The following is a 24,337-nucleotide window of genomic DNA, read 5'->3' as shown; positions in this document are numbered from 1 at the left end:
TCAGGCCGCCTTCAGTTGCAGGCGCTGGATCTTGCCGACGATCAGGAAGTAGGCCAGCACGGCGATCAGGCAGTGGGTGCCGACGAAGATCAAGGCGCCGTCGAACGAGCCGGTGGCCTGGACGATGTAGCCGATGACGATCGGGGTCACGATGCCGGCCGCATTGCCGAAAGTGTTGAACACCCCGCCGGTGACGCCGGCCATCTCCTTGGGCGAGGTGTCCGACACCACCGCCCAGCCCAGCGACGCCACGCCCTTGCCGAAGAAGGCCGCGGCCATGATCACGATAACCAGCCACTCCTGCTCGACGTAGTTGCAGATGACGATGCAGGTGGCGAGGATCATCCCCAGCAGCAGGGGCGTCTTGCGGGCGACGTCGAGATTGCCGGTGCGCTTGAGCAGGTGGTCCGAGATCATCCCGCCCAGCAGGCCGCCGGCGAAGCCGCAGAGGGCCGGCAGGGCGGCGGTGAACCCGGCCTGAAGGATCGACAGCCCGCGCGCCTTGACCAGGTAGATCGGAAACCAGGTGACGAAGAAGTAGGTCAGCACGTTGATGCAGTACTGACCGATATAGACGCCTAGCAGCATGCGGCTGGTCAGCACCTGCTTGACGTTGGCCCAGGTGAAGGCCGCGCCGGCGCTGGCGGTCCTGTCCTCCATCCGCACCAGGCCGCCGCCGGCCTCGATGTAGTCGAACTCGGCCTTGTTGATCGCCGGATGCTCGACCGGGCTGTGGATCAGCTTGACGAAGAAGAAGGCCGCGACGATGCCGACCGCGCCCATGACCAGAAACACCGAGCGCCAGCCGAAACTGTGGGCCAGCCAGCCCATCAGCGGGGCGAAGGCGACCAGCGAGAAGTACTGGGCCGAGTTGAAGATCGCCGAGGCCGTGCCGCGCTCGGAGCCCGGGAACCAGGCGGCGACGATGCGGGCGTTGGCCGGGAAGGACGGCGACTCCGCCAGCCCGACCAGGAAGCGCATGGCGAACAGGGCCGCGGCGGCCGCGAAGCCGGTGAAGATCCCGGCGAAGCCCTGCAGCAGGGTGAAGAAAGACCAGAGCACGAGGGCGGCGGTGTAGATCTTCTTCGAGCCGAACCGGTCCAGCAGCGCCCCGCCGGGGATCTGGCCCAAGACGTAGGCCCAGGCGAAGGCCGACATGATGTAGCCCATGGCCACGGCGTCGAGACCCAGCTCCTTCGACGCCGACTGGCCGGCGATCGAGAAGGTGGCGCGGTCGGCGTAGTTGATCGTCGTGATGATGAAGAGCGTCGCGATGATCAGCCAGCGCACGCGCGTGCGCCTGGTGGATTCGGTCATGGACGCTCTCCCTGGGTCGCCGATCTGTCGTCGGCATCGTTCAGGGAAGGCTAGAGGGCGTCGCGGCGCAGGTCTAAGTCAATTCGCCTATGGACCGATCCACGAGCGACATGGATCGAACCGCGCTACGCATCGAAACCCAAGGAAATCAACGGGCCGGCCGCACTGGCCTCGCCGAGCGCCCTTGGGGAACCCCGCCGATCTGTGCCGAACGCGCATAGGTTCATACCCGATTGGGATTGGCCCTCTGCTCGAACCCGTCCGATGGTTCAGCCAACGAAGGAGCGGTCCGCCGCTCCCCAAAGCGACCCGCGAAGACGGGCATCGGGAGGGACCATGACGTCCAACAGGAATCCGCGCCTTCGCGCCGTGCTCGGCGCCAGCGCTTCGGCCTTCACGCTTCTGGCCGCCGCTCACGCCGCCGCCCAGGACGCCCCCGTCCCGGCTCCGGCCCAGCCGGCCTCCGACGAGGTCGAGGCCATCGTCGTCACCGGCTTCCGCGCCAGCCTGCAGAGCGCCATCAATCTCAAGCGCAACGAAAGCGGCGTGGTCGACGCCATCAAGGCCGAGGACATCGCCCAGTTCCCCGACCTGAACCTGGCCGAGTCGCTGCAGCGCATCCCGGGCGTGTCGATCTCGCGCATCAACGGCGAAGGCCGCCAGATCACCGTGCGGGGCCTGGGCTCGGAATACACCCGCGTGCGCATCAACGGCATGGAGGCCATCTCCACCACCGGCGGCACGGCCAACAGCGGCGGCACCAACCGCGGCCGAGGTTTCGACTTCAACGTCTTCGCCTCGGATCTCTTCAACAGCATCGCCGTGCGCAAGACCGCCTCGGCCGACGTCGAGGAAGGCTCCCTGGGGGCCACGGTCGACCTGACCACGGCCCGCGCCTTCGACAGCCGCAAGCCCCAGCTCGTGCTGTCAGCCGGCGCCAGCTACAACGACCTGTCGGAAAAGACGACGCCCCGCGTCTCGGTCCTGGCCAGCAACACTTTCTTCGACGGCAAGGTCGGCGCCCTGATCTCGGTCGCCTACGAGGAGCGCCACCTGAAGGAGGAAGGCGCCAACATCACCCGCTGGGCCACCGGCGCCAGCAACGGCGGTTTCAACAGCGCCTCGACCGTGCCTGGCTACACCCTGGCCCAGATCAACAGCGCCAACCTCTTCGCCCCGCGCATTCCGGCCTATGTCAGCTACGACATCGAGTCCAAGCGCCTCGGCGTGGCCGGCTCGCTGCAGTACAAGCCGACCTCCGACACCCAGGTCACGCTCGACGCCCTCTACGCCTACCTGGCCGGCACCCGGAAGGAGGCCCAGCTACAGGCGATTGGCCTGTCGCGGGCCAACACCGGCAAGCCGCAGACCATCATCCGCGACGGCGTCGTCGAGAACGGCAACCTGGTCTACGCCCGGATGGACAATGTCGATCTGCGCACCCAGTCGGCCTATGACGAGCTGAACACCGAGTTCAAGCAGTTCACGCTGTCGGCCACGCACGACTTCAACGAGCGCCTGCGGATCGGCGGCTTGGCCGGCTATTCGGACTCGACCTTCACCCAGCCGGTCTCGACCATCGTCACCTTCGACCGGGCCAACAGCCAGAACTACGTCTACGACTTCCGCAAGGGCCGCGCCCCGCAGATCCTGCTGGGCTTCGATCCGACCGACCCGACCAGCTGGGCCTCGACCAACGGCACCTCGGAGGTGCGCATCCGCCCGCAGTTCGTCGAGAACCAGTTCTCGACCGCCAAGGTCTATGGCGAGTGGGACCTCAACGACAATCTTCGCCTCAAGGCCGGCGTCGACTGGCGCAAGTTCGAGTACGACAGCTACGGCCAGTACCGGACCAGCGAGACCGTGGTCCAGACGCTGACGCCGGCGCAGCTGGCCTCGGTTTCGAAGGTGTTCAGCGGCTTTGGCCGCAACATGGACCTGCCGGCCGGCAACTTCACCAGCTGGCTCGTGCCCGACATCGACAAGTACGCCGCCCTGCTGAACATCTACAGCAACAGCGGCATCTACGCCCTGACCGACACCAACAACAGCAGCGCCCGCGGTCAGTACGGCGCGGTCGAGGAGCAGGACACCGGCGCCTACGTCCAGGCCGAGTTCAAGTTCAACGCCTTCGGCCTGCCGTTCCGCGGCGACGCCGGCGTGCGGCGGGTGCACACCCAGCAGGAGTCGGCCGGCTACGCGGCGGTCAGCGGCGCGATCCAGCGCGTCGAGGTCAAGCGCGACTACGACCTGACCCTGCCCTCGTTCAACCTGGCCGCCGACGTCAGCGACACCATCGTGGCCCGGGTCAGCGCCGCCCAGACCATCGCCCGCCCGGGCATCGGCTCGCTGTCGCCCGGCGGCGACGTGGCCGTGCAGGGCGCCAACCGCACCTACAGCTCGGGCAACCCGTACCTGACCCCGACCAAGTCGGACAATCTGGACTTCTCGCTGGAATGGTACCCCTCGCAGGGGGCGATGCTGGCGGTGGGCCTGTTCTACAAGCGCATCGACACCTTCGTGGCCACCCTGCGCCGCGAGGCCGTCTACAACACCCTGGGACTGCCGGACTCGCTGCTCACCGGGACCGGCGCGACGTCTTCGGAAGTGTTCCAGGTCACCCAGCCGGTGAACAGCGACGGCGGCGACCTGAAGGGCTTCGAGATCAATCTCCAGCAACCCTTCACCTTCCTGCCCGGCTTCTGGCGGCACTTCGGCGTGGTGGCCAACTACACCTATGTCGACTCCCAGATCGAGTACCTGACCTCGACCACGCCCGGCGCCCCGACCGTCAACGCCACCCTGGTGGGGCTGTCGAAGAACGCCGCCAACCTGACCCTCTATTACGAGACCCCGAAGTGGAGCGTGCGCGGCTCGCTGGCCTATCGCGACGGCTACCTGACCCAGGTGCCCGGCAGCGACGGCAACACCGTCCAGGGCACCAACGAGACCCTCAACGTCGACCTCCAGGCCAGCTGGAACATCCGCGACAACCTCAAGCTCTCGCTCGAAGGCGTGAACCTGACCGACGAGTTCAACGACCAGTACGTCGGCGATAGCAACCGACTGAACGTCTACACCCACAGCGGCCGCCAGTTCCTGGTTGGCCTGCGGTACAACTTCTAGGCGCGACCTACCTCCCCCCGGCGCCTAGGCAGCCCGCGTCGCTCTCCTTCCAGGGCGGCGCGGGCTTTCTTTTCGGGAAGGAAGGCAGCGCTCGCGAAGGCCTCGGCCGAAGCTTCACCCCGACCAGGTCAGATACACCGGCGAACTCAGGCAGCCCCGTAGCGGTAGTCATGAGTTGGCGCCCGTCGTCGGACAAAACGGAGCGGAAGTTTTACGGACCGGAGGTCAGAACGGCGTCCTTCAGCGCTCCGAGCAGCCATCCAACTCCGGGATCGGCTTGCCGCGAACGGTGCAGTTGGACCATCTGGCGCATCAGCGGAAACTCGAACGGCAGCGGCGCGATCGTGAGCGGCAACGCCTTCTGGCAAAGCCGAGCCAGCCGTTCGTGCATAACCGCCAGCCGGTGGGTTCCGACCAGCATCCAGGGCACGACGGCGAACGAGTTGGCGGTCACCTCGATCCGGCGCGGATGCGGCATCTGGCCCAGCTGTCGTTCAGCAAAGGCTCGCCGGCGACCGCCACCGATCTCGACGACCACATGTCCTGCCTCGAAGAAGCCGTGCTCGTCGATCCCCTCGGCGAAGATCGGGTTTTCAGCCCAGCCTACGACCACGTGCCGTTCCTCGAAGAACAGGAATGAAGGATGGTCGGCCGACAGGAATTCCTCGGGCGTGATGATGAAGTCCAGCTCCCCCGTCTCGACGCCCTGCAACATCTGTTCGGAGGCCGGAAAGGTGTGGATCGTGACGCCGGGAGCCATGGACCGCAGGCGCGGCAGCAAGGGCGCGATGGCGACCAGGGACAGGTAGTCCGACGCGCCGATGTGGAAGGCGCGCTCGGAGGTCAGGGGATCGAACTCAGCCTTCGCCCCAGCCAGCATCTCGATCTCGGCCATGGCTCGCGCGACGATCGGCGCCAGGCTTTGGACGAAGGCCGTCGGCGCCATGCCCCGGCCGGCGCCGACAAACAACGGATCGTTGAAGTAGGCGCGCAGCCGCGCCAGGCCGGCGCTGACAGCCGGCTGGCTCAGATGCAGCCGCCGGCCGCTCTCCGACACGCTGCGCGTCGCCAGCAGCGACGAAAGCAGCACCAGCAGGTTCAGGTCGAGGTTCTTGAAGCGCACGGTTTCCTCCGCGCCGATCTGCGCCGGCGACGGCCCATCAACGCAAAGGATGGATTAGGCATCAAAGCATAAACGCCGTCGACATCATCCCTGCACCGCCTTCTGGTCGATCACCCCGAACAGCGGCCCGCCGTCGATGCCCGCGGCCTCCATCCGAACGCGGTCGCCGAACGCCATGAACGGCGTGAGCGGCGCGCCATGCTCGACGATCTCGGATCCGCGCCGCTCGGCGATGCAGCTGGAGCCGACCTCTGCATGATCGAAGTTGGCCACCGTGCCCGAGCCGAGGATGGTGCCGGCGCAGAGGTCGCGGGTCGAGGCGGCGTGGGCGACGAGGTCGTGGAAGCCCACCTCCATGGCCCCGCCGTGCGCGTTGCCGAACCGCTCGCCGTTCCAGTCGACGGCCAGCCGCAGGTTCACCCGGCCGTCGGCCCAGGCCTCGCCCAGCTCGTCGGGCGTGACGGCCACCGGCGCCATCGCGCAGGCCGGCTTGGCGCGGATCCAGCCGAAGCCGGTTTTCATCTCCACCGGCGCGATGGCCCGCAGCGACCAGTCGTTGATCTGCACCAGCAGCTTGACGTGCCCCATCGCCGCCTCGGGCGAGACGCCCATCGGCACGTCGTCGGTGATCACCCCGAACTCGCCCTCGAAGTCGATCCCGTCGGCCGCGCTGGGGAAACGCGCGGCTTCGTGCGGCCCCAGGAACCGGTGCGACAGCCCCTGGTACATCAGCGGCCGGTCGGTCTCCGGGTGCGGGATCCCGAACGCCTTCGACATCAGCGCCCCGTGACTGGGGAAGGCCGAGGCGTCCAGCCACTGATAGGCGCGCGGCAGCGGAGCCATGGCCTGCTTGGGATCGAACGGAAAGGCCCCCACCGCCCGGCCGGCGTTCAGCGCGGCGTACAGCGTCTCCAGCCCGTCCTTCGCGGCGGCCCAGCTTTCCAGGGCCGCCTGCAGGGTCGGCAAGGCCTTGCCGGCCGAGACTGCAGTGCGCAGGTCGCGCGACACCACCACCAGCCAGCCGTCGCGGGTTCCGTTGTCGAGGGTGGCGAGCTTCATGCCTCCAGCCCGTCTTCGTAGGTTCCGTCGATCAAGATGAAGGCGATGCGGCAGTTCCTGCCGCTGCGGTTGGCCCAGCCGTGGTTGGTGCCGCGCTGCACGACGATGTCGCCGGCCCGCACCGTGGTCTCGCCCACATCCATGATCAGCACGAGTTCGCCCTCAAGCACGATGCCGTAGTCGACCGTTTCGGTGCGGTGGAAGCTGGCGTGGCGGTCGCTGGTCTCGCCCTTGAAGTTGTCGCTGGCGGCGATGTTGTCGAACACCGCGTCCAGCTTGTCGTCGGGCTTGTCCGGCGGGATGTCGAGCACGCGGATGCGCGCCCCGCCCTTGGGCGGGGCCAGGGTCAGACGCTCTTCCGGCGGCTGGCCGCCGGCCCGGTCGATGCGGGCCGGGGTCTCCTGGGTGTTCCAGATCTCGTGGAACACCAGGCCCTCCTGGCCCAGCTTGTCATAGACCCGGTCGGTCGCGCCGTCGGACTGGATGATGGCGCGGCCCTGGGCGTCGTGCCCTGTGACGACGCGGCGGATAGAACGGACGCTCATGCGGTTTGCTCCCCGAAGGTTTCGGCGATCCAGTCGGCGATGAAGTCTCGGCCGAAGCTCATGTTGTCGACGCCGACATGCTCGACCCCGCCCTCGCGGTCGGTGAAGATCTTCAGTGCGCGCTTGGGGCTGCTGGTCAGCTGGTCGTAGGTGCGATGGGCGTATTCCAGGCCGATCTGGCGATCACGTTCGCCGTGGGTGACCAGGAAGGGCACGGCGATCTTCTCGACCACGCCGTCCAGGGTCATGCCCTTCGACTTCTCCAGGAAGTCGTCCATGTCCTTGGCGCCGAACACCCATTGCACGTGCGCCCAATAGTGCGGCACGGGGTTCTCGCCCTCGCGCGCCAGGCGCTTCTGCTGCACCTGGGCCCAGTCGTGGTTGGCGCCCCAGACGACGCCCAGGGCCAGGCGCGGCTCCATGGCCACCGCTCGCGGAGTGTAGTAGCCGCCCAGCGAGATGCCGGTCATGCCGATGCGCACCCGATCGACGTCGGCCCGGGTCTCCAGATAGTCGACGACCTTGCTGGCCCACTTCTCGCTCTCGTGGGTGGCGGGCAGACCGTGCAGGCGCAGGGCCTCGCCCGAGCCCGGCTGGTCGATGCACAGGGTCGAGACCCCGCGCCGCAGCAGCGCCGCCGGCAGGCCGCTCCAGTAGAGCAGCTCCTTGTTGCTATCGAGCCCGTTCACGTAGATCACCACCGGCGAAGGCCCCTCCCCCGCCGCCTTGACGAACACGCCGGCGATCACGCCGCCCTCGTAGGGGATCTCGACCCGCTCGGCGTTCTCGCGGCCCAGGGCCATGGCGCGGTCGAAGGCCGCGCGCGCCTTGGCGTAGGTCTCCTGGCGGCCCGGATGGCCGTGGCCCTGCATGCGCTCGGCGGTCACGTAGTAGAGGCTGGCGCGCTGCAGCTTGGTCCCGGCGCTGAAGTTGCGGCCCTGCGCCTCGTCCTCGGCCGCCAGCTCCGACAGCTTGTCGGCCATGGCCACCCAGTGCTTGAGGAATTCGCCGGTGCCGGCGTCGTCGCCGCGATCGACCGCGTCGCGCATCGGCCGGCACATCTCGTCGATCTCGCCGATCTGGGCGCCGCTCTCGATGGCGATGTCGACCGACAGGTTCCAGACGTAGTTCTTGAAGTACTCGAACATGGGAAGTCCTCAGAAGGCCGGGGCGCGCCACAGCAGGGCGTCGGGGATCGGGGCCGGCATGTCCTTGGGACCGCCCACGCCGTAGCCCCACTGGTCCATGATCTCGAGCGAAGGCTTGTGCACGGTCGCCGTCCAGGCCTCGTCCACCTCGACCAGCTCGGAGGTGTATTCGACCACGAACTGACCGGGCGTGATGAAGTAGGAGAAGGTGTTGTCGCCGGCCGTGTGGCGGCCCGGCCCCCAGACCACGTCGTGCTCGGCGGTGCGCAGCTTGGCCACGCCGCGCATCATCGCATCCACGCTGGGCACATCGTATGCCACGTGGTTCAGGGCCGGCGGCCCCGGCACGAAGGCCAGGCGATGGTGCCAGCTGTTGCAGCGCAGGAAGCACATGAAGTCGCCGAGCCAGTCGGAGACCTTGAAACCCAGCGCCTGTTCGTACCATTCGACGGCGGCGGTCACCTTGGGAGTGTGCAGCACGATGTGGCTGATCTTGGCGGGCACGGCCTCGTTGCGGGTCAGGGCGCGCGAAGGCCCCTGCTCCACCTCGGCCGAAATCTCCAGGGCGTGACCGTCGAGGTCGAAGACCCGGAAGCCGTAGCCGCCGCCCAGGCCCGTCAGTTCGGCCGGCGCCGAGATGACCTTGGCGCCGATGTCGACCAAGTGCGCGTGCAGGGCGTCGACCTCCGCTCGGCTTTCGGCCGCCCAGCCCATCAGCTCGACCGAGCGAACCTCAGCCTGGCGCAAACGCACCACGAACTTCTCCGGCGAGCCCGGCGCGGCGAAGTAAACCGCCCCGTCCGACTTTTCCCCTTCCTTTGGGGCGACCTCGATCAGGCCCCAGGTGTCGACATAGAAGCGCCGTTCGCGCTCCAGGTCGGGGACGGCGTAGGCGATGAAGCGCACGTCGCTGACGCGGGCCATGGGCGGTTCTCCTTGAAAGACGGCGGGGCGCGATCCTCAGATCGGCTGCGCGGTGACCTCGAACATCTTACGGGACTCGGTGGCGGTGTCGGCCGGCGGCCCCTTGCCCAGCTGGGCCTCGCAGATCGCGCGCGACCGCTCGACGATGTAGCGGCAGCGGTCCTTGCGGCGGGCCTCGAAGGCGGCGAAGGCGGCCTGCGGCGTGTCGGCGGCGGCCAGTTCCTCGGCCAGCACCAGCGAGTCCTCGATGGCCATGCCGGCGCCTTGGCCCAGGTGCGGGGTGGTGGAGTGGACGGCGTCGCCGATCAGCACGATCCGGCCCATGCTCCAGTCGCCCTCGACGAACAGCCACTCCAGCGGCTTGTAGACGACCTCGTCGTCGTCGGTGATCTGACTGGAAAGCTGCGCGATCCGCGGCGGGGCCTTGGCCAGGCGCTCGCGCATCGCCGCCGCCAGACCCTCGCGCTCGAAGCGCTTGCCGGCCGGCTCAGGCGTTGTGACGTACATGTACATCCGCCGCTCCGACAGCGGCACCAGCCCGACGCCCGTCGGCCCTTCGTAGGCCTGCAGGCTGACCACGTCGTCGGGGCGGTCGAAATTGTAGCGCCACACCGACTGGCCAGTGGGCTCGGGCGCAGGGGCGTCCGGGAACAGCGCCTTGCGGGTGGTCGAATAGAGGCCGTCGGCGCCAATCACGAGGTCGTAGCGCCCGCTCGAACCGTCGGAGAAGGTCGCGTTTACGCCCTGCCCGTCGTCGTCCAGCCGCTCGGCGGTCACGCCCAGGCGGATCGTCGCGCCGGCCGCCTTGGCCCGGTCACCCAGCACCTTGTGCAGGGCCGGCCGGCCGATGCCGACATTGGCCGGATAGCCGTCGGCGAGCTTCGGCGTGGGGATCCTGGCGACCATGCGACCGTCAGGCAGGTAGACCTCGACGTGGTCGTAGCCGAAACCGGCGTCCAGATAGTCGTCGAGAATGCCCAGCTGGGCCACGGCGCGCACGACGTTGGACTGCTGGATGATGCCGACGCCGTAGACGGTCCATGACGGGTCACGCTCGATCACCTCGACGTCGAAGCCCTTAGAACGCAGCGCTATGGCCGAGGTCAGGCCGCCGATACCGCCGCCGATGATCAGGATCCTGGCCTGTTCCAAACGCGCCTCCCTTGCCGCGGGTCGAGCCGCGAACCTTGATTGCCTTCGACCCTAGTCGGGCCGACGGTCATTCGAAAAATGCATTGTTTTGATCCTGACCCATCGACCTCATGGATGGGTCAACATCCGGTCACACGGACACGACGACCCGGCTCAGGGCCCAGGGCGTGACCAGCGCCGCCAGGGCCGCGCCATAGGCGACCTTGATCCCCAGCAGCGTCGGGAAGGCCAGCGGCGGAACCACCAGGCTCAGCAGCATCGCCGCCCCGCCCAGCCCGACCGCCGCCGCCAGCGCCGTTGCCAGCGCGCGCCGCCAGAGCGGACCGGCCGGCGCCGCCACGGCTCCGGCCAATCCGCCGGAACGCAGACGCGCCCTGGCGATCAACGATGGAACCGTCACGCTCATCAGCGCTACCATGAAGGTCTGGACCGGAAAGTCGGGCGCGAAACCGCCGTTCCCGAAAGCGGGGATGCTTCCCCGCCCCGAGAACAGCAGCGCCGCGAAGCCCGCGCTCAGCGCCCCGTTGATGGCGGCGCTCACTCCGGCCTCGATCGCCAGGAACCGCGACAGGCCGCTCATCGTCAGAACCTCGCCGACAGGCGCAGGCCATAGGTCCGGGGCGGACGCACCTGGTTGTAGATCACCCCCGCCTTGGCCGGGCTCTGCAGCGAGTTGGCGAACACCACCTCGTCCTCGATGTTGTTGACGTAGCCGGTCAGCGACCAGCGCCCATCGACCGCCTCGTAGGTCAGACGGGCGTTCGACATGGCGTAGGCGCCCTGCCGACCCGCCTCCAGGAAATCGACCGACAGGTAGCGCGAGCTTTCCAGCCGGGTGTCGGCGCCCAGGATCACCTTCGCCCCGCTGGCCAGCGGGAAGCTGTGCTCCCAGCCCAGATTCAGCACCCACCTGGGCGCGTTGACCACCGGCTTGCCCGAGCAGTCGACGTCGTAGATCTTCGCCGCCGCGCTGGCGCCCGTCAGGTTGGTCAAGGTCACGGCGCACCCCACCGACGGGGCCGGCCCCGTGGTCGAATAGGCCTGGTAGCGCAGCTCGTCGTACTGGGCGTGCAGGTACTGCAGGTTGGCCGAGATCAGGTCCTTCGACGTCGCCTGGAACAGCAGCTCCATCTCCGCGCCATAGATCGTCGCCTTGCCGGCGTTCTCGGTCTTGAAGAGCGGCGCATAGATGTTGCCCGCCGGCGTCGTCGCCGCCAGGATCGCGCCCAGGTGCGAGATCTGCTGGTCCTTGTAATCCCAGTAGAAGCCCTCGACGTTCAGCTGCAGCCGGTTGTCGAGGAAGCGGTTCTTGACCCCCGCCGTATAGGCCGTCAGTTCCTCGGGCTGCGACCAGTTCTGGCCGCTGGCGGCGAACAGCACGCCCGACTTGTAGCCAGTGGCCACCGACGCATAGAGCAGCGAGCGCTCGGCCAGGTCGTAGTCCAGACCCGCCTTCCAGGTGGCCTTGTCGAAGCTGACGTCGGTCTTGGCGTTGGTCGGCACCACCAGGATGATCGGCGCCATGGTCGGAGTGAAGCCGACGAACGGCCGGCTTTCGGCGTAGCTGTCCTGCTGCTTCTCGTCCTTGGTCCAGCGCAGGCCGCCGGTGGCCCGCAAGCGGTCGGTCAGCGACCACGAGGCCTGGCCGAACACCGCCACGCTCTTGGTCTTCAGCTTCGAGCGAATGTACGAGGCGTTGCTGGCCTGGTCGAACAGCTGGTCGGCATCGACGTCCTCCGAGAAGCCGTAGGCCCCGACCACCCAGGTCAGGCGCTCGGTCTTGCCGGCCAGGCGGGCTTCCAGAGACGCCTGCTCGGACGCCTCGACCACGTCGATCAGGAAGCTCGACGCATAGCTGCGGAAGTCGAGATCGGTCTTGCGCCAAGCCGGGATCACCGTCAGCTGGGCGAAACCGAGGTCGGCGTTGATGGTCGCCGTCGCGCCGTAGAATTTGTTGTTCTGATAGCCGTCGTTCTTGGCGATCAGCTGCGGAACCGGCGCGGTCGGATTGCGCGCCGTATAGGCCGCGATCACCCGCGGGTCGCTGGGCCCCAGCCGGGCGTCGCCGCCGACCAGCGGCATGATCGTGCCGCCCGACCCCATGCCGCCGACGTCGGCGTAGTCGAGCGAAAACGTCGCGTCGAAGCCGCCGGCCGGATCGTAGCGCAGTTGGGCGCGCACGGCCTTGGTGTCCTCGTCGTCATAGCCGTCGCTGAAATAGCCGTCGTGCTTGGCGACCTGCCCGGCGATGCGTAGCGCCGCGTCCTGACCGAGCGGCAGGTTCACCGCGCCCGAGGCCTTCACCGCGTCGTAGTTGCCGTATTCGGCCGAGACCTGGCCGCTGGTGGAGCCCAGCTTGGGCTTGGCGGTGATGACGTTGACCGCGCCGCCGGTGGCGTTGCGACCATAGAGCGTGCCCTGCGGGCCCTTCAGCACCTCGATCCGCTCCAGGTCATAGAACAGGCCGGCGGGCGCGGCGGGGCGCGACAGGTAGACGCCGTCGAGATTGAAGGCCACGCCCTGCTCTGCGAAGGCGTTGGCGCCGAAGGTCCCCACCCCGCGCAGATAGATCTGGGTGAACGAGGCGGCCGGCGCGATCTGCACCGACGGGATCAGCCGCGTCAGGTCGGTAGCCTGGGTGACGCTGGCCTTGGTCAGGGTGTCGCCGGCGACGGCGCTGACGGCCACGGCGGCCTTCTGCAGGTTCTCCTCGCGTCGCTGGGCGGTGACAACCACCTCTTCCAGCGCGACCGACGGCGCCGCCTCCTGCGCCTGCACCGTCGTGGCGCCCAGCGCACACGCGCTCGCCGCCGTGGCCAAAAGCCAAGCTTTCATTTTCAGCCTCCCGTTTGACGCCGCTCTCGAGGGCGACGTTTCGGCAGGTATCGTCAGGGCAGGCGCGCCATAGCGGAAATCGCTTGTTTTGATGGCCGCCCATCCATCGGGCTGATGGCTCAGCGCTAGGCGGGCCGACCTCGCAGCACCGAGGCCACGGCCTCCTCCACGACCAGGCCGCGCCAATCGACGGGCGGATCGGGCTGGAAAGGGTCCAGCAGTTGATTGCGTGAAAGCCGGGCCAGGCCGAACAGCGTCGACCAGAAGGCGATCGTCCGCCCCACCACCGCCTGCTGATCCTTGGAGCCCGTCGCGGCCTCAACCGCGCCCACCAGCATGGCGAACGCGGCCTGATAGGCCGGTTGGAGGCGAGGATCGACCGGGCGAGTCAGTTCGCTGTCGTACATCAGGGCCGCCATGTTCGGCTCGGCGTCGCAGAACGCCAGGAACCCGAAGGCCACGGCCGTCAAGACCTCCGTGGGCGACGCCGTCCCCGCCGTCGCCTCGCGCGCCGCCCGCAGCAAGGCGTCGAACCCTTCGAGAGCCAGGGCGGCCAGCAAGGCCCGCCGGTCCGGAAAGTGCTTGTAGGGCGCACCCGACGAGACGCCGACCGCTGTCGCCAAGCTGCGGATCGAGATCGCCTCGTGGCCCTGCTCGGCCAGCACCGCCTTGGCGGCGGCCAGCAACTCGCCCCGCAAGTCCTCGCGGTGATTGTTCGACTTCGACGCCATCGCCCCTCCACGCCTCTTCGCCGCCGAAGCTGGTGACAACGGCCGCCGGAGAAAGTAAGCAACGCTTACTAAGCACCGCTTACAAGAGTCTTAGCACAAGCAGGAGGAACGTCATGGGTCGCAAAGGACGGATCGTGATCGTGGGCGCGGGACCAGGCGGCATGGCCGCCGCCCTGGCCGCCATTCGCGTGGGCTTCGAAGTCGAGATCTACGAACGAGCGGGCGAGGTGCGCGCGGCCGGCAACATCCTCAATCTGTGGCCGCCGCCACAGAAGGTGCTGAAGCTGATCGGCGTCGACACCGAGGACCTGGGCGCGCCCTGCCGGGTCACCTTCCGCAACGCCGCCGGCAAGGTCCGCGCCGAGGTGCGCCTGCCCGACGAGGTGGTTCGCGAATACGGCGGCGGGTTCATCGGCCTGCTGCGGCGGGCGCTATACGACCGCATGCTGGCCGCCCTGCCCGATGGCGTGCTGCGCCTGGGTCGCGGCGTCACCGCACTGGAGGACGTCGGCGACGGGGCTCGACTGACGCTCGACGATGGAACCGCGGTCATAGCCGACGTCGTGGTCGGCGCAGACGGGATCAACTCCCTCGTCCGCAAGACTCTGTGGGGCGAGGAGCCGATCCGCCGCCAAAGACTGCATCTGGTCGGCGGCTGGCTGTTCGACGAGCGCGGCGCTGGCGGCGAAGGCGTCATCGCGCACAATCGGACGACCCAGGTCAGCTACACGCCCATCAGGCACGAAGGCCGCTGGGGTTTCGAATGGTGGGTGCTTGAGGCTTTCGACCTCGACGTGCCGATCCCGACCGACCTGCACGGCTTCTGCGAGGCGCGCGCCAAGGCGTTCCCTCCCCTGGTCCGGGAACTGATCGCCGCCTCGCCGCGCGAGAACCTGCAACGCTGGGAAATTCGCGACCGCCCGCCGCTGGCGCAATGGTCGAAAGGCCGCGCGACCCTGGTCGGCGACGCCGCCCACCCGACCTCGCCCTATGCCGCCTACGGCGCGGGCATGTCGATCGAGGACGGCTATTTCCTGGCGCGGGAGCTGGCGGCCGTCGATATGACCGACACCACGGCGGTCAGGCGCGCGCTCCAGGCCTACGAGGATCGCCGCAAGCCGCACACCGCCGAGGTCAGCCAGCAGGCCTATCACGTGGGCCGGATGTTCCATCACCTGCCCGCCCCGCTCCGCCCGGTGCGCGACCTGGTGTTCGACCACACCGGTTTCCTGCAGCGGATGGTCGGCGACGCGATGCCGGGCCACATCTGCGCCCAGCTCGCCGAGATCGAGGATTGAGGCAGGCGACGACGGCGGCTCAGGCCGCCGTCGCTTTCGCCGCCGCGAACGCCCCGTACCGGCCGTCATGATAGAGCAGCGGCGCGGCTGCGCAGGCCGAGACCGCCAGATCGCGCACCGCGCCGATCAGGATCGCGTGGGTGCCTGCCTCGACCACCTGGTCCAGCTGACAATCGAAACTGGCCAACGCCGAGCCGAGGACCGGAGCCCCAGTCGCGAGGCGTCCCCAGTTCCCCAGCGCAAAGCGCTCCTCGGGCTTGCCGCTCGCCATCTGGCGGGCCACCCGCTCGTCCTTTTCGGCCAGCACGTTGATAGCGAAGAGGCCGGTCCGGCGGATCACGCCGAGCGACCGACTGGAGAGGTTGGCGCAGCACAGCACCAGCGCCGGCTCGGCCGACAGCGAGCACACGGCCGTGGCGGTGAAGCCCACCCGCGCGCCGTCGGACTGGCGGGTGGTGATGACGCAGACGCTGGCGCCCAGCTGGCGCATGCCCTGCTTGAAACGGTCGGGATCGATGGTCACGAAAGGCGGTCTCCAAAGCTCGCCCTCCTTAGAACCCACCGACTTTTTGCTGGCCAATTCAAAGGCTTGATGACCGCATAAACGAAAATGGCGACGCCCCGACCAGGACGCCGCCGCTCGCCAGATCCGATGTTTCCGGATCAGACCGGCTTGGGATGAGCCGTGGTCATCACGGTCCGCCGGCCCAGACCCAGGGCCAGCGCCCCGCCCAGGACGGTCGCCCCGCCGAACAGCGCCAGGGTCGTCGGCAGGCCCAGGCTCTTGGCGATCAGAGCGGCGCTGAGCGGGCTCAGGAACTGGCCGATGAAGAAGGACCCGTTCCACAGGCCGATCACCCTTCCCCGCCAACGCAGCGACGCGGTGTTCATGGCCCAGAGGATCAGGGTCGGCAGCAGGATCCCGCAGCCGAACTGGTTGAGCGCCGTCGAAGCGAAGACCGCCGGCACGCTTTTGGAAAAGCCGAGCCCCACCAGACCGGCGCCCGTACAGGCCAGGGCGAGGGCGAGCAGCCCGCCCAGGGACCAGCGGGTCAGGCGGCTATAGACGAAGGCGCCGACCGGCACGCCGAGGCTCCCCACCGCCGTCACCAGGCCGATGGTCGCCGGCGAGGTCACCCCGAGGTTCTGAAGCACCAGGCCCAGTTGGATCACCGCCAGATAGAAGACCACGGCGCAGAGCACGGTGGTCACGGCGAGCACGGCCATCGGACCACCCGGGAACGGCGTCCTGGCCTCGTCGGGACGAACCTCCAACACCTGCCGTCGCCCAGGCTCCCAGATCACGGCGGCGACGGCGATCATGATCGGCAGAGCCAGGCCATAGAGCGCGAAGGGCCAGCGCCAGCCGATGGCGCCAAGCGCACCGCCGGCCATGAACAGCACCGAGGCGGCCAGCGAACCCAGCGCGCCCTGGATGGCCACCCACCGCTGGCGCTCGCCGTCGGTGAAGTAGTCGCTCATCAGGGTCGTGGTGGCGGTCATGATGATCGCTTCGGCCACGCCCAGGCCGACCCGGCTGGCGATCAGCTGCGGCAAGGTCGTCAGGAAGAACGGCAGCAGACCGCAGAGCAGATAAAGCCCCAGCCCCGCCAGCAGCAGGGCGCGACGGCCCAGCCAGTCCAGCAGCACGCCGGCCAGAGGCGACAGCAGGGCGATGCAGAGGCCCGGCGCGGTCAGGGCCACGGGCACCAGGATATGGACGTTGGGCTGGTCGCCGAACACCTCGAGCAGGCGCGGCATCACCGGCGCCAGCGACACCACGCCCATGATGGGCAGGACGGTGGCGGCCAGCAAGGCCACGCCCTGGGCGGTCCCGGGCCGACGACCCGCGTTCAAATCGATACTCGTACCCATTGCATCCCCCTCGGCGACGGCCTGCTCGCGGCGGACGCCAGATAAGCCTGAGGCGCGCGGGCCGTCCTGGACCCGCGCGCCACGATCACACGACGACTAGAACTGGGCGCGCAGGATCACGCCATAGGTGCGCGGCGGCTGATACGGCGCCCAGACGAGGCCCGTTTCCTGGCTCGCCCCGTAACCTTGCAGCAGGACATCCTTGTCCTCGATGTTTCGCACGTAGCCCGTGACGCTCCAGCCCTTCGGCGAACGCCAGGTCAGGTCGAGGTCGGTCAGGGCGTAGGCCTCCTGGAAGTTGGCCGGTTCGCGCGTGTAGTACATCCAGGTATCGCCCTGGAACTTGGTCCGGATCGCGCCGATCAACTGGCCGCCGGCGACGTCCCAGGTCTGCTGATAGGCGAGATTGACGGTCCATTCGGGCACGCCCAGCACGCGCAGGCCGGCCGCCGAGGTCGAGCCCGTGATGCCCGGCACGTCGAACTGCTCGTACTCGCTGTCGGTCCACAGCACCGTGCCGCCGAGCGAGCCGCCGCGCACGACGCGCCACTCGAACTCGGCCTCGACTCCGGCGATGTAGGCCTTGCCGGCGTTGTTGGTGCGCAGAGCGATCGTGGTCGTCGTCGGACCGGTGTTGATCAGGCCCAGCCCCTGAACCTGAAGGTCCATGTAGTCCCAGTAGAAGGCCTCGACGTTCAGCAGCAGCTTGCGGTCGAAGAAGCGGTTCTTCGAGCCCAGCGCATAGGCCGTCAGTTTCTCGGGCCGATAGGTCGAAGGCATGATCCCGGCCGTGCCGCTGTTGAGGCCGCCGGCGTGCGTGCCGGTGCTGACATTGGCGTAGAGCAGCGAGTCCTTGGCGACGTCGTAGTCCAGGCCCACGCGGTAGTCGGTCGACTTCAGGCTGACCGAACCGACGGAGGCGTAACTGCTGGTCGTCGGTCCGCCGGGCGTGGTCAGGCTGGTGGTGACCGTGCCGCCGAGGCTGGACTTGTCTTCGTTGGTGTGGCGCAGGCCCAGCGTCGTACGAAAGTTCCCGGTCAAGGCGTAGGTGGCCTGGCCGAACAGCGCCCAGGTCTCGTCGCTGACGTCGGGCCAGTCGATCGCGAAACTGTTCTGCACGGCGACCACCAGGGCCGTGCAGGTCCCGGCGACGACCGGCGACAGGCAGGACCCGGCGAGCGCGCGGTCGTTGGAGTCGATATAGCCGCGGTAGCTCTGGTCTTCCTTGAGATAGAAGCCGCCGACGAGCCACTCCAGCGCCCCCTCCCCCTTCGAGGCCAGCCGGCTTTCGATCGAGGTCTGGTCGGCCTTCGACGCAGCCGTCTGGGACACGGGACCAAGATAGAAGCGCGAATCGGCGTCGGTGCCGCGATAGCCGGTGATGGTGGTCCAGGCGGCGAAGCCCAGGTCGACGTCGAGGGTCGCCGCCGCGCCGCTGACGGTGTTGTCGACATAGCCGTCCTTGCCGACGCCGGGCACGCCGTAGGGATTGGCGCACAGCGGGCTGACGCCCTGGGCGGTCGACACCGCCGTGCAAAGTTTGCCGAACGGCGCGCTGATCAGGCCGGCGGCCGTGTTCCTGGCCGCGACGATGCTCTGGACCAGGGCGACGTTGGCCGGACTGGACGGTCCGGAGCGCACGTCGCCAACGCCCACCGGCACGTTGGACGAGCCCATCCCGCCCTGGGTGGCGTAGTCGGCCGAAAGGAACAGCGAGACCGTCTCGCTGGGCTCGAACAGGGCGCTGACGCGGAAGGAGTCGCCCTTGGCGTCGTCGTAGCCGTCGTCGGCGTAACCGTCGCGGCGCAGCGAGCGGAAGGCCGCGCGCAGGGCGAGCTTGTCGGCGATGGGCAGGTTCACCGCGCCGTTGAACTCGCGCAGGTCGTAGTTTCCGAGTTCCGCCGAGAGGTAGCCGCCGAATTCATGGCCGGGGCGATTGCTGATGACGTTGAACGCCCCGCCCGTGGCGTTGCGGCCGTAGAGCGTGCCCTGCGGGCCTTTGAGCACCTCGATGCGCTGGACGTCGAACAGCACGTTGCTGGGGCCGACCGGCCGCGAGAAGTAGACGCCGTCGAGACTGAAGGCGTTGGCCGGATCGCCGAAGGCGTTGCGCACCCCCGCGCCGACGCCGCGGATGTAGAGGTTGGCCCCGCCGCCGCCGTTGTCCTGGATCTGGACGCTGGGCATCAGCTTGTTGATCTGGGTGACGTTGCTCACTCCGGCCCGCTGCAGCGTCTCGCCATCGGCGGTGGAGATGGCGATCGGGATGTCCTGCACCAGGCCAGCCCGCTTCTGGGCGGTGACCACCACCTCGCCGATGACGTCGGGCTCAGCCGGCTTGGACGCTGCGGCCTGGGCGTAGGCGACGGCGGGTGCGATCACGGCGGCCATGGCCGTGCAGACGAGTATTCTGGAACGAAGCGACACGGTGTCTCCCCCTGGTGCAGCTGGTGCGCCCTTCGGCGTGACGTCCCTCCCCGGCGGAGGGATCGTCAGGCTGCTCGACCGCGCCCCTGAAAGCGGCGTCGGACGGCAACTGCTTGCTGGGGAAGGTTTCAGCAGTCGTCGCCGCGCACAAATCAAACGGTTTTATGGGGCCATAAACCGAAGTGTCGGCCCCGCAGGCGCCAAGGGCGCTTGCGGAGCGCGAGCATCCGGGAAACCTTGGGCCGCCCGGCGGTTCGACCGGGGTTGGGGAGCGTAGCGTCGATGCATCTGGACCGGTTCAACCTCAACCTGTTCGTTGCGCTCGATGCGGTGCTGAACGCCCGTAGCGTCACCGACGCGGCCAAGTCCGTCTATCTGACCCAGCCGGCGATGAGCGTGGCCCTGAAGAAGCTTCGCCAGCACTACAACGACGAGTTGGTGGTCTATTCCGGCGGCGAGACGACCCTGACCACGCTGGGCCAGGCCCTGCGGCCGCGGGTCAAGGAAGTGATCCAGACGGCCCGCGACGCGCTGAAGCTGACCCTGGCTTTCGACCCCGCCACCTCGGATCAGACCTTCCGCCTGGTGACGACCGACATCCTCGAACTGACCTACATGAAGGACGTGCTCGGCCGGATCGCCCGCGACGCTCCTCAGGCGACCACGATCGTCAAGCCGTTCAACTACGAGCCCGTCGAGCTGCTGTTCCGCGAGGACATCGACGTGGCCATCGTCGCCGAGGCCTTCGCCTCGGACCGCTTCCCGCGCGAGCCGCTGTTTTCCGACACCTTCCTGTGCGTGGCCTGGGAGGGGAACTCGGTGGTCGGCCAGGCCGACGCCATCACCCGCGAGCAGTTCTTCTCGCTGAACCACGCCTCCCACGCCTCGATGGGTCCCGTCGCCACCCAGCGGATGAACGTGGCCACCAACGGCCAGGCGGAGGTCGCGTTCGGCGAGATCGCCCGCCAGCGCAAGGTCACGGTCCGCACCAGCACCCTGTCGGCCCTGCCGCAGGTGATCATCGGCACCGACCTGCTGGTGACCATGCCCGCCCGTTTCGCCCGCGCCAGCGCCGAGACGCTGCCGCTACGCTGCTTCCCGATCCCGGCGCCGACCCCGGTCATGACCTTCGTCGCCCAATGGCAGCCCTACCGCTCCGGCGAACCGGCGCTGGTCTGGCTGCTCGACCAGCTCAAGGCCGCCGCGGCGGCCATGCCGCCAGCGCCAGCGGATGAAATCGGTTGATGGAGGCATGCTCCTTATTCATTGGGGCGCCCGCTTTTCCCCCTCCTAGAACGGCTCGGCTTCCTGGCTGCGCGCCAGGCGCCCAACCAGAACCGTGATGGCGCGACGTTCCGGCGTTCGCGCCGGAGGAAACCATGCGCATCGACGTCCATGCCCACTTCTTTCCCACCGACTATGTCGACTATCTCGCCGACCTGGGCCTGCCGGTGCGCGGCTTCGGCCAGGCCGCCGATGTCTCGCGCCGCCTGGCCACGCTGGACGAGAACGAGGTCGACGCCCAGGTGCTGAGCGCGGTGGGCCTGGACACCCAGGTCCCCGATCCGGAAAAGGCAGCCAAGGCCGCCCGCTACATCAACGACCGCTACAAGGCGCTGGAGATCGAGCACAACGGCCGCTTCCGCTCGTTCGGTTGGCTGCCCCTGCCCTATGTCGACGAGGCCATCAAGGAAGCCATCTACTGCCTGGACGAGCTGGAGTTCGCGGGCCTGGCCTTCCCCTGCTTCTACCAGGGCCGCCCCCTCGACGATCCCGACTTCGAGCCGTTCTGGGCGGAACTCGACAAGCGCTCGGCCGTCGCCTACGTCCATCCGGTGGGTCAGCACTCGTGCTGCCACTTCGGCCTGAAGGACTATGGGCTGCACACCGCCTATGGCAGCCCGCTGCAGACCTCCACGGCCGCCACCCGCCTGATCTATTCGGGCGTTCAGTCTCGCTATCCCAACATCAGGTTCGTGTTCGCCGTCTGCGGCGGCTACCTGCCGTTCATGTGGTCGCGGCTGGAGAAGAACCTGCGCCGGGGGCTGGACATGACCGCCACCGACGCGGTCGGCGCGGGCTTCTTCGGCTGGGTCAAGAAGCTGCCGCTCGACCACGCCGACCCGATGAGCGCCTACAAGAAGTTCTGGTACGACACCTCGGTGCAGGACGTTCCGCACGCCATGCTGCTGGTCAAGGAAAGCTACGGCGTCGATCGCCTGGTGCTCGGTTCGGACGAGATCTTCGCCTCGCTGACCGAGGCGGTGGCCTATATCAAAAACGACCCCTACCTGACCGACGCCGAGAAGACCGCCATCCTCGACGAGAACGCCCAGAAACTGCTGCAACTCAAGCCGCTCTGAGACCCTGGAGATCGACACGAAAAAGGCCCCGCGGAACCGCGGGGCCTTTGCTTTTGCACGGCGCCGGCCGTCAGACGGCATGCTCCGCGACCGCTGCGCGATATTCCTCCCGCACGCCCTCGCCCGTCGGCGCCGCGAACTGCCGGGGCGACAGGCGCGGCATCACCTCTTCGTTGAACAGCGCGAACGAAGCGCGGATGTGGTCGGGGTTGTAGGCGCCGACCGTGAAGCGGGTGTGGACGTGCGGCACGCCCGCCTCGCCATGGGCCAGGATCTGGCGCGCCACCGTCTCAGGCGAGCCGGCGATGACCCAGCTCTTCACGTGGTCGGTGTTCTTGCGTTCGACCTCGCTGAGGTTGGGATCGGTCTCGTCGGCCTCGCTCATCTGGCGCAGGGTGCGGCCATCGTCGCGGCGGTTCATCAGCGGGTTCATGCCCATCATGATCTCGGCCCGGTCCCAGGCCTCGTCGTCGGTCTCCCCGACGATCACGTGGTGCAGCACGATCGAGCGGTTGATCAGGTCCTCGATGGTCGCCGCGTCATGGCCGGCCTCGGCGGCGGCCTGACGATAGATGTCGAACTTGCGCGCCGCGTCCTTCAGTTGGCATGGCCCCAGGAATACCGGCGTTCCGCTGGCGGCGATCAGCCGGATCGTCGCGTCGGTGTTGGTGCCGATGGCGTGCAGCGGGCGGCCCGCCCGGAAGCTCATCGGCATCATTCGGCCGAAGAGCTGCCCCTTGAACCAGGGGGTGTCGAAGACCAGCGGCTCGTCGCCGTACCTGTGCGCCCAGATCCGCTTGAGGGCGTCGTACTTGGTCGCGAAGATCTGGTCGCGATCCTTGGGATCCAGGCCGAAGTTCTCGAAGTCGGGCGTGAAGCCGACGCGGCCGGCCGACAGGCCCAGGATGAACTTCCCGCGTGTCAGGACGTCGAGAATGTTGGCGTTCTCGGCCAGGCGCAGCGGGTTTTGCAACGGCAGCGGACAGATGGTCGTGCCGAAATAGGCCCGCTTCAGTTCAGGGGCCAGGCGCGCGCCCATCATGAACGGATTGCAGTAGGGCTCGTAGTTGTTGAAGTGCTGCTCGCCGAAGGTGACCATGGCGAAGCCGGCCTTGTCGGCCTGCGCCGCCTGCTCCAGGCACAGGTCGATCAGCGGAATATCCTCGCCGGGACCGCGCGCGAACGGCCCCATGAACACCGAAACATACATCAAAAACCTCCCCGAGGACGCTCGCCGGGCCTTATGGCCCTTGCCTTCGGGGCTTACCGGTCGCGGGCGGCGCGCGGAAATTGCTTCGGATCATGGCCCCATAAACCGGGCCAATGCCTCGCCAGGACGAAGGCGGGCGGCGAGACCGCGAGTGCGGAAAAAGGGGGCGCCGTCACCCGAACGGCGCCCCTGAGTGAACCGGATCGATCGATCCGGCGAGCGATGCTCGCGACGGCGGGCGGCGAGCCGAGGAGGCTGTTCTCGCCTGCGCCCCGACGCCGTCGTCGCCAGTTAGGGCGCTCGACGCGGCCCGCCCCAATGAATTCCGCCAATGGCCCCATAAGCGAAGATCACGGCGCGGCGTAGAGCACGACCGCCGCGCCCTCCACCGCCACCAGGCATCGGCGCTCATGCGGCCCCTGCTCGACCGGCCCCGGCGACAGGCCGGTGGCCCGCGCGGCCGCCACGGCCGCTTCGAGGTCGCCGACCTTGATCATGACGCCGACGGTGTCGGACATCCGATCCGTCCCGGCCAGGGCCAGGCGCTTGCCGCCGACGTCGAACTGCGCCCAGCGGTCGCCATCGACGAAGGTCGGTCCTCCTCCCAACAGGGCTGTCCACAGCGCCACGGCCTGGGCCAGGTCCGTTGTCGGCAGCACGGGAACGATATTCTGAACGGTCATGACCCCTCCTGCTTGGGATGGGCCGGCAAGGTGATCGAGGCCAAGGCCGTCGGCCAATAGCTTGGACTTATGGGGCCATTGGCGGAATTCATTGCCGAAGGCCAAGGCCCGCGGCGTACCCAGGATCCAAACCGAACGGAGACTTGGTTATGTCGATTTCTGGCCAGTGGGATATCGCCGTGGACACGCCGATGGGCGTGCAGAAGTCGGTGCTGACGCTCAAGGCCGACGGCGAGACCCTGACCGGCAGTCAGAAAAGCCAGTTTGGCGATACGCTCCTGAAGAACGGCGCGGTGGACGGCGACAAGCTGACCTGGACGCTTTCGCCGATGATCCCCTTCCCCATGACCCTGAAGTTCGAAGCCGTCATCGACGGCGACAGCATCAGCGGCACGGTGACGACGCCGATGGGCTCCTCGCCCCTGAGCGGATCGCGCAAGACCTGACCCATCCAGGCGACGGCGAGAAAATCGCGGCCTCGGCGGCTCTGGCTCAGGCTTGGCGCCCACTGTCGGACGAAA

Annotated in this window: 20 protein-coding genes; 5 read left to right on the top strand and 15 right to left on the bottom strand. The window is 68.0% G+C overall.

From position 1 onward, the window contains the following. Positions 1-1,317, bottom strand: coding sequence for an MFS transporter (locus AC07NS_RS22410; RefSeq protein WP_494606841.1), 1,317 nt, complete (start codon positions 1,315-1,317; stop codon positions 1-3). Between the two features lie 336 nt (positions 1,318-1,653). Here AC07NS_RS22410 and AC07NS_RS22405 point away from each other — a divergent pair, with 336 nt between their 5' ends. Continuing rightward, the gene (locus AC07NS_RS22405; protein WP_494606839.1) at positions 1,654-4,443 is read left to right on the top strand and encodes a TonB-dependent receptor; all 2,790 of its coding nucleotides are present in this window, start codon (positions 1,654-1,656) and stop codon (positions 4,441-4,443) included. Positions 4,444-4,654: 211 nt separating this feature from the next. On the opposite strand, the gene AC07NS_RS22400 is transcribed toward AC07NS_RS22405, so the two are convergent. The 9 genes from AC07NS_RS22400 to AC07NS_RS22360 form a co-directional block, all read right to left on the bottom strand. After that, on the bottom strand, positions 4,655-5,566 hold the full coding sequence (locus AC07NS_RS22400) for a LysR family transcriptional regulator (RefSeq protein WP_494606837.1): 912 nt from the start codon (positions 5,564-5,566) through the stop codon (positions 4,655-4,657). 84 nt (positions 5,567-5,650) lie between these two features. After that, a complete protein-coding gene (locus tag AC07NS_RS22395; protein WP_494606836.1) occupies positions 5,651-6,625 on the bottom strand; it encodes a fumarylacetoacetate hydrolase family protein in 975 nt (324 codons plus the stop codon). Further along, on the bottom strand, positions 6,622-7,170 hold the full coding sequence (locus tag AC07NS_RS22390; protein WP_494606833.1) for a cupin domain-containing protein: 549 nt from the start codon (positions 7,168-7,170) through the stop codon (positions 6,622-6,624). The genes AC07NS_RS22395 and AC07NS_RS22390 overlap by 4 nt, the downstream gene beginning before the upstream one ends. Continuing rightward, a complete protein-coding gene (locus AC07NS_RS22385) occupies positions 7,167-8,318 on the bottom strand; it encodes an alpha/beta hydrolase family protein (RefSeq protein ID WP_494606830.1) in 1,152 nt (383 codons plus the stop codon). Before AC07NS_RS22385 ends, AC07NS_RS22390 begins: the two co-directional genes overlap by 4 nt. Positions 8,319-8,327: 9 nt before the next feature. Then, entirely contained in the window at positions 8,328-9,242 is a 915-nt protein-coding gene (locus tag AC07NS_RS22380; protein ID WP_494606828.1) for a VOC family protein, read from the bottom strand. A 36-nt stretch (positions 9,243-9,278) separates the two neighbouring features. Next, the gene (locus AC07NS_RS22375; protein WP_494606826.1) at positions 9,279-10,394 is read right to left on the bottom strand and encodes an FAD-dependent oxidoreductase; all 1,116 of its coding nucleotides are present in this window, start codon (positions 10,392-10,394) and stop codon (positions 9,279-9,281) included. Positions 10,395-10,524: 130 nt separating this feature from the next. Further along, positions 10,525-10,974: a hypothetical protein gene (locus tag AC07NS_RS22370; protein ID WP_494606824.1), complete on the bottom strand. Its 450-nt coding sequence runs from the start codon at positions 10,972-10,974 to the stop codon at positions 10,525-10,527. Positions 10,975-10,976: 2 nt separating this feature from the next. After that, on the bottom strand, positions 10,977-13,229 hold the full coding sequence (locus tag AC07NS_RS22365; RefSeq protein ID WP_494606823.1) for a TonB-dependent receptor: 2,253 nt from the start codon (positions 13,227-13,229) through the stop codon (positions 10,977-10,979). A 125-nt stretch (positions 13,230-13,354) separates the two neighbouring features. Beyond that, positions 13,355-13,960 (bottom strand): TetR/AcrR family transcriptional regulator, encoded by a 606-nt coding sequence (locus tag AC07NS_RS22360; RefSeq protein WP_494606821.1) that lies wholly within the window; start codon positions 13,958-13,960, stop codon positions 13,355-13,357. Between the two features lie 113 nt (positions 13,961-14,073). On the opposite strand from AC07NS_RS22360, the gene AC07NS_RS22355 reads away from it, so the two are divergent. Beyond that, positions 14,074-15,258, top strand: coding sequence for an FAD-dependent oxidoreductase (locus AC07NS_RS22355; protein ID WP_494606819.1), 1,185 nt, complete (start codon positions 14,074-14,076; stop codon positions 15,256-15,258). A gap of 19 nt (positions 15,259-15,277) precedes the next feature. On the opposite strand, the gene AC07NS_RS22350 is transcribed toward AC07NS_RS22355, so the two are convergent. The 3 genes from AC07NS_RS22350 to AC07NS_RS22340 all read right to left on the bottom strand — a co-directional run bounded on the left by AC07NS_RS22350 (position 15,278) and on the right by AC07NS_RS22340 (position 19,560). After that, positions 15,278-15,781, bottom strand: coding sequence for a flavin reductase family protein (locus AC07NS_RS22350; RefSeq protein WP_494606818.1), 504 nt, complete (start codon positions 15,779-15,781; stop codon positions 15,278-15,280). A gap of 140 nt (positions 15,782-15,921) precedes the next feature. Next, positions 15,922-17,133 (bottom strand): MFS transporter, encoded by a 1,212-nt coding sequence (locus tag AC07NS_RS22345; RefSeq protein ID WP_494606816.1) that lies wholly within the window; start codon positions 17,131-17,133, stop codon positions 15,922-15,924. Between the two features lie 96 nt (positions 17,134-17,229). Continuing rightward, positions 17,230-19,560: a TonB-dependent receptor gene (locus AC07NS_RS22340; RefSeq protein ID WP_494606814.1), complete on the bottom strand. Its 2,331-nt coding sequence runs from the start codon at positions 19,558-19,560 to the stop codon at positions 17,230-17,232. A gap of 282 nt (positions 19,561-19,842) precedes the next feature. Here AC07NS_RS22340 and AC07NS_RS22335 point away from each other — a divergent pair, with 282 nt between their 5' ends. Both AC07NS_RS22335 and AC07NS_RS22330 read left to right on the top strand, forming a co-directional pair. Further along, on the top strand, positions 19,843-20,805 hold the full coding sequence (locus AC07NS_RS22335) for a LysR family transcriptional regulator (RefSeq protein WP_494606812.1): 963 nt from the start codon (positions 19,843-19,845) through the stop codon (positions 20,803-20,805). Between the two features lie 134 nt (positions 20,806-20,939). Beyond that, positions 20,940-21,923, top strand: a complete 984-nt coding sequence (locus AC07NS_RS22330; protein WP_494606810.1) for an amidohydrolase family protein — start codon at positions 20,940-20,942, stop codon at positions 21,921-21,923. A gap of 70 nt (positions 21,924-21,993) precedes the next feature. Here the strand turns inward: AC07NS_RS22330 and AC07NS_RS22325 are convergent, their stop codons facing one another. Beyond that, on the bottom strand, positions 21,994-23,133 hold the full coding sequence (locus tag AC07NS_RS22325) for an LLM class flavin-dependent oxidoreductase (RefSeq protein WP_494606808.1): 1,140 nt from the start codon (positions 23,131-23,133) through the stop codon (positions 21,994-21,996). Positions 23,134-23,483: 350 nt separating this feature from the next. Continuing rightward, entirely contained in the window at positions 23,484-23,816 is a 333-nt protein-coding gene (locus tag AC07NS_RS22320; RefSeq protein ID WP_494606806.1) for a VOC family protein, read from the bottom strand. Between the two features lie 149 nt (positions 23,817-23,965). On the opposite strand from AC07NS_RS22320, the gene AC07NS_RS22315 reads away from it, so the two are divergent. Further along, a complete protein-coding gene (locus AC07NS_RS22315) occupies positions 23,966-24,262 on the top strand; it encodes a hypothetical protein (RefSeq protein WP_494606805.1) in 297 nt (98 codons plus the stop codon). The last annotated feature ends 75 nt before the right edge of the window (positions 24,263-24,337 follow it).

It is taken from the genome of Caulobacter sp. GW821-FHT10A10 (assembly GCF_059415745.1).
This window is presented reverse-complemented; position numbering and strand designations above follow the sequence as displayed.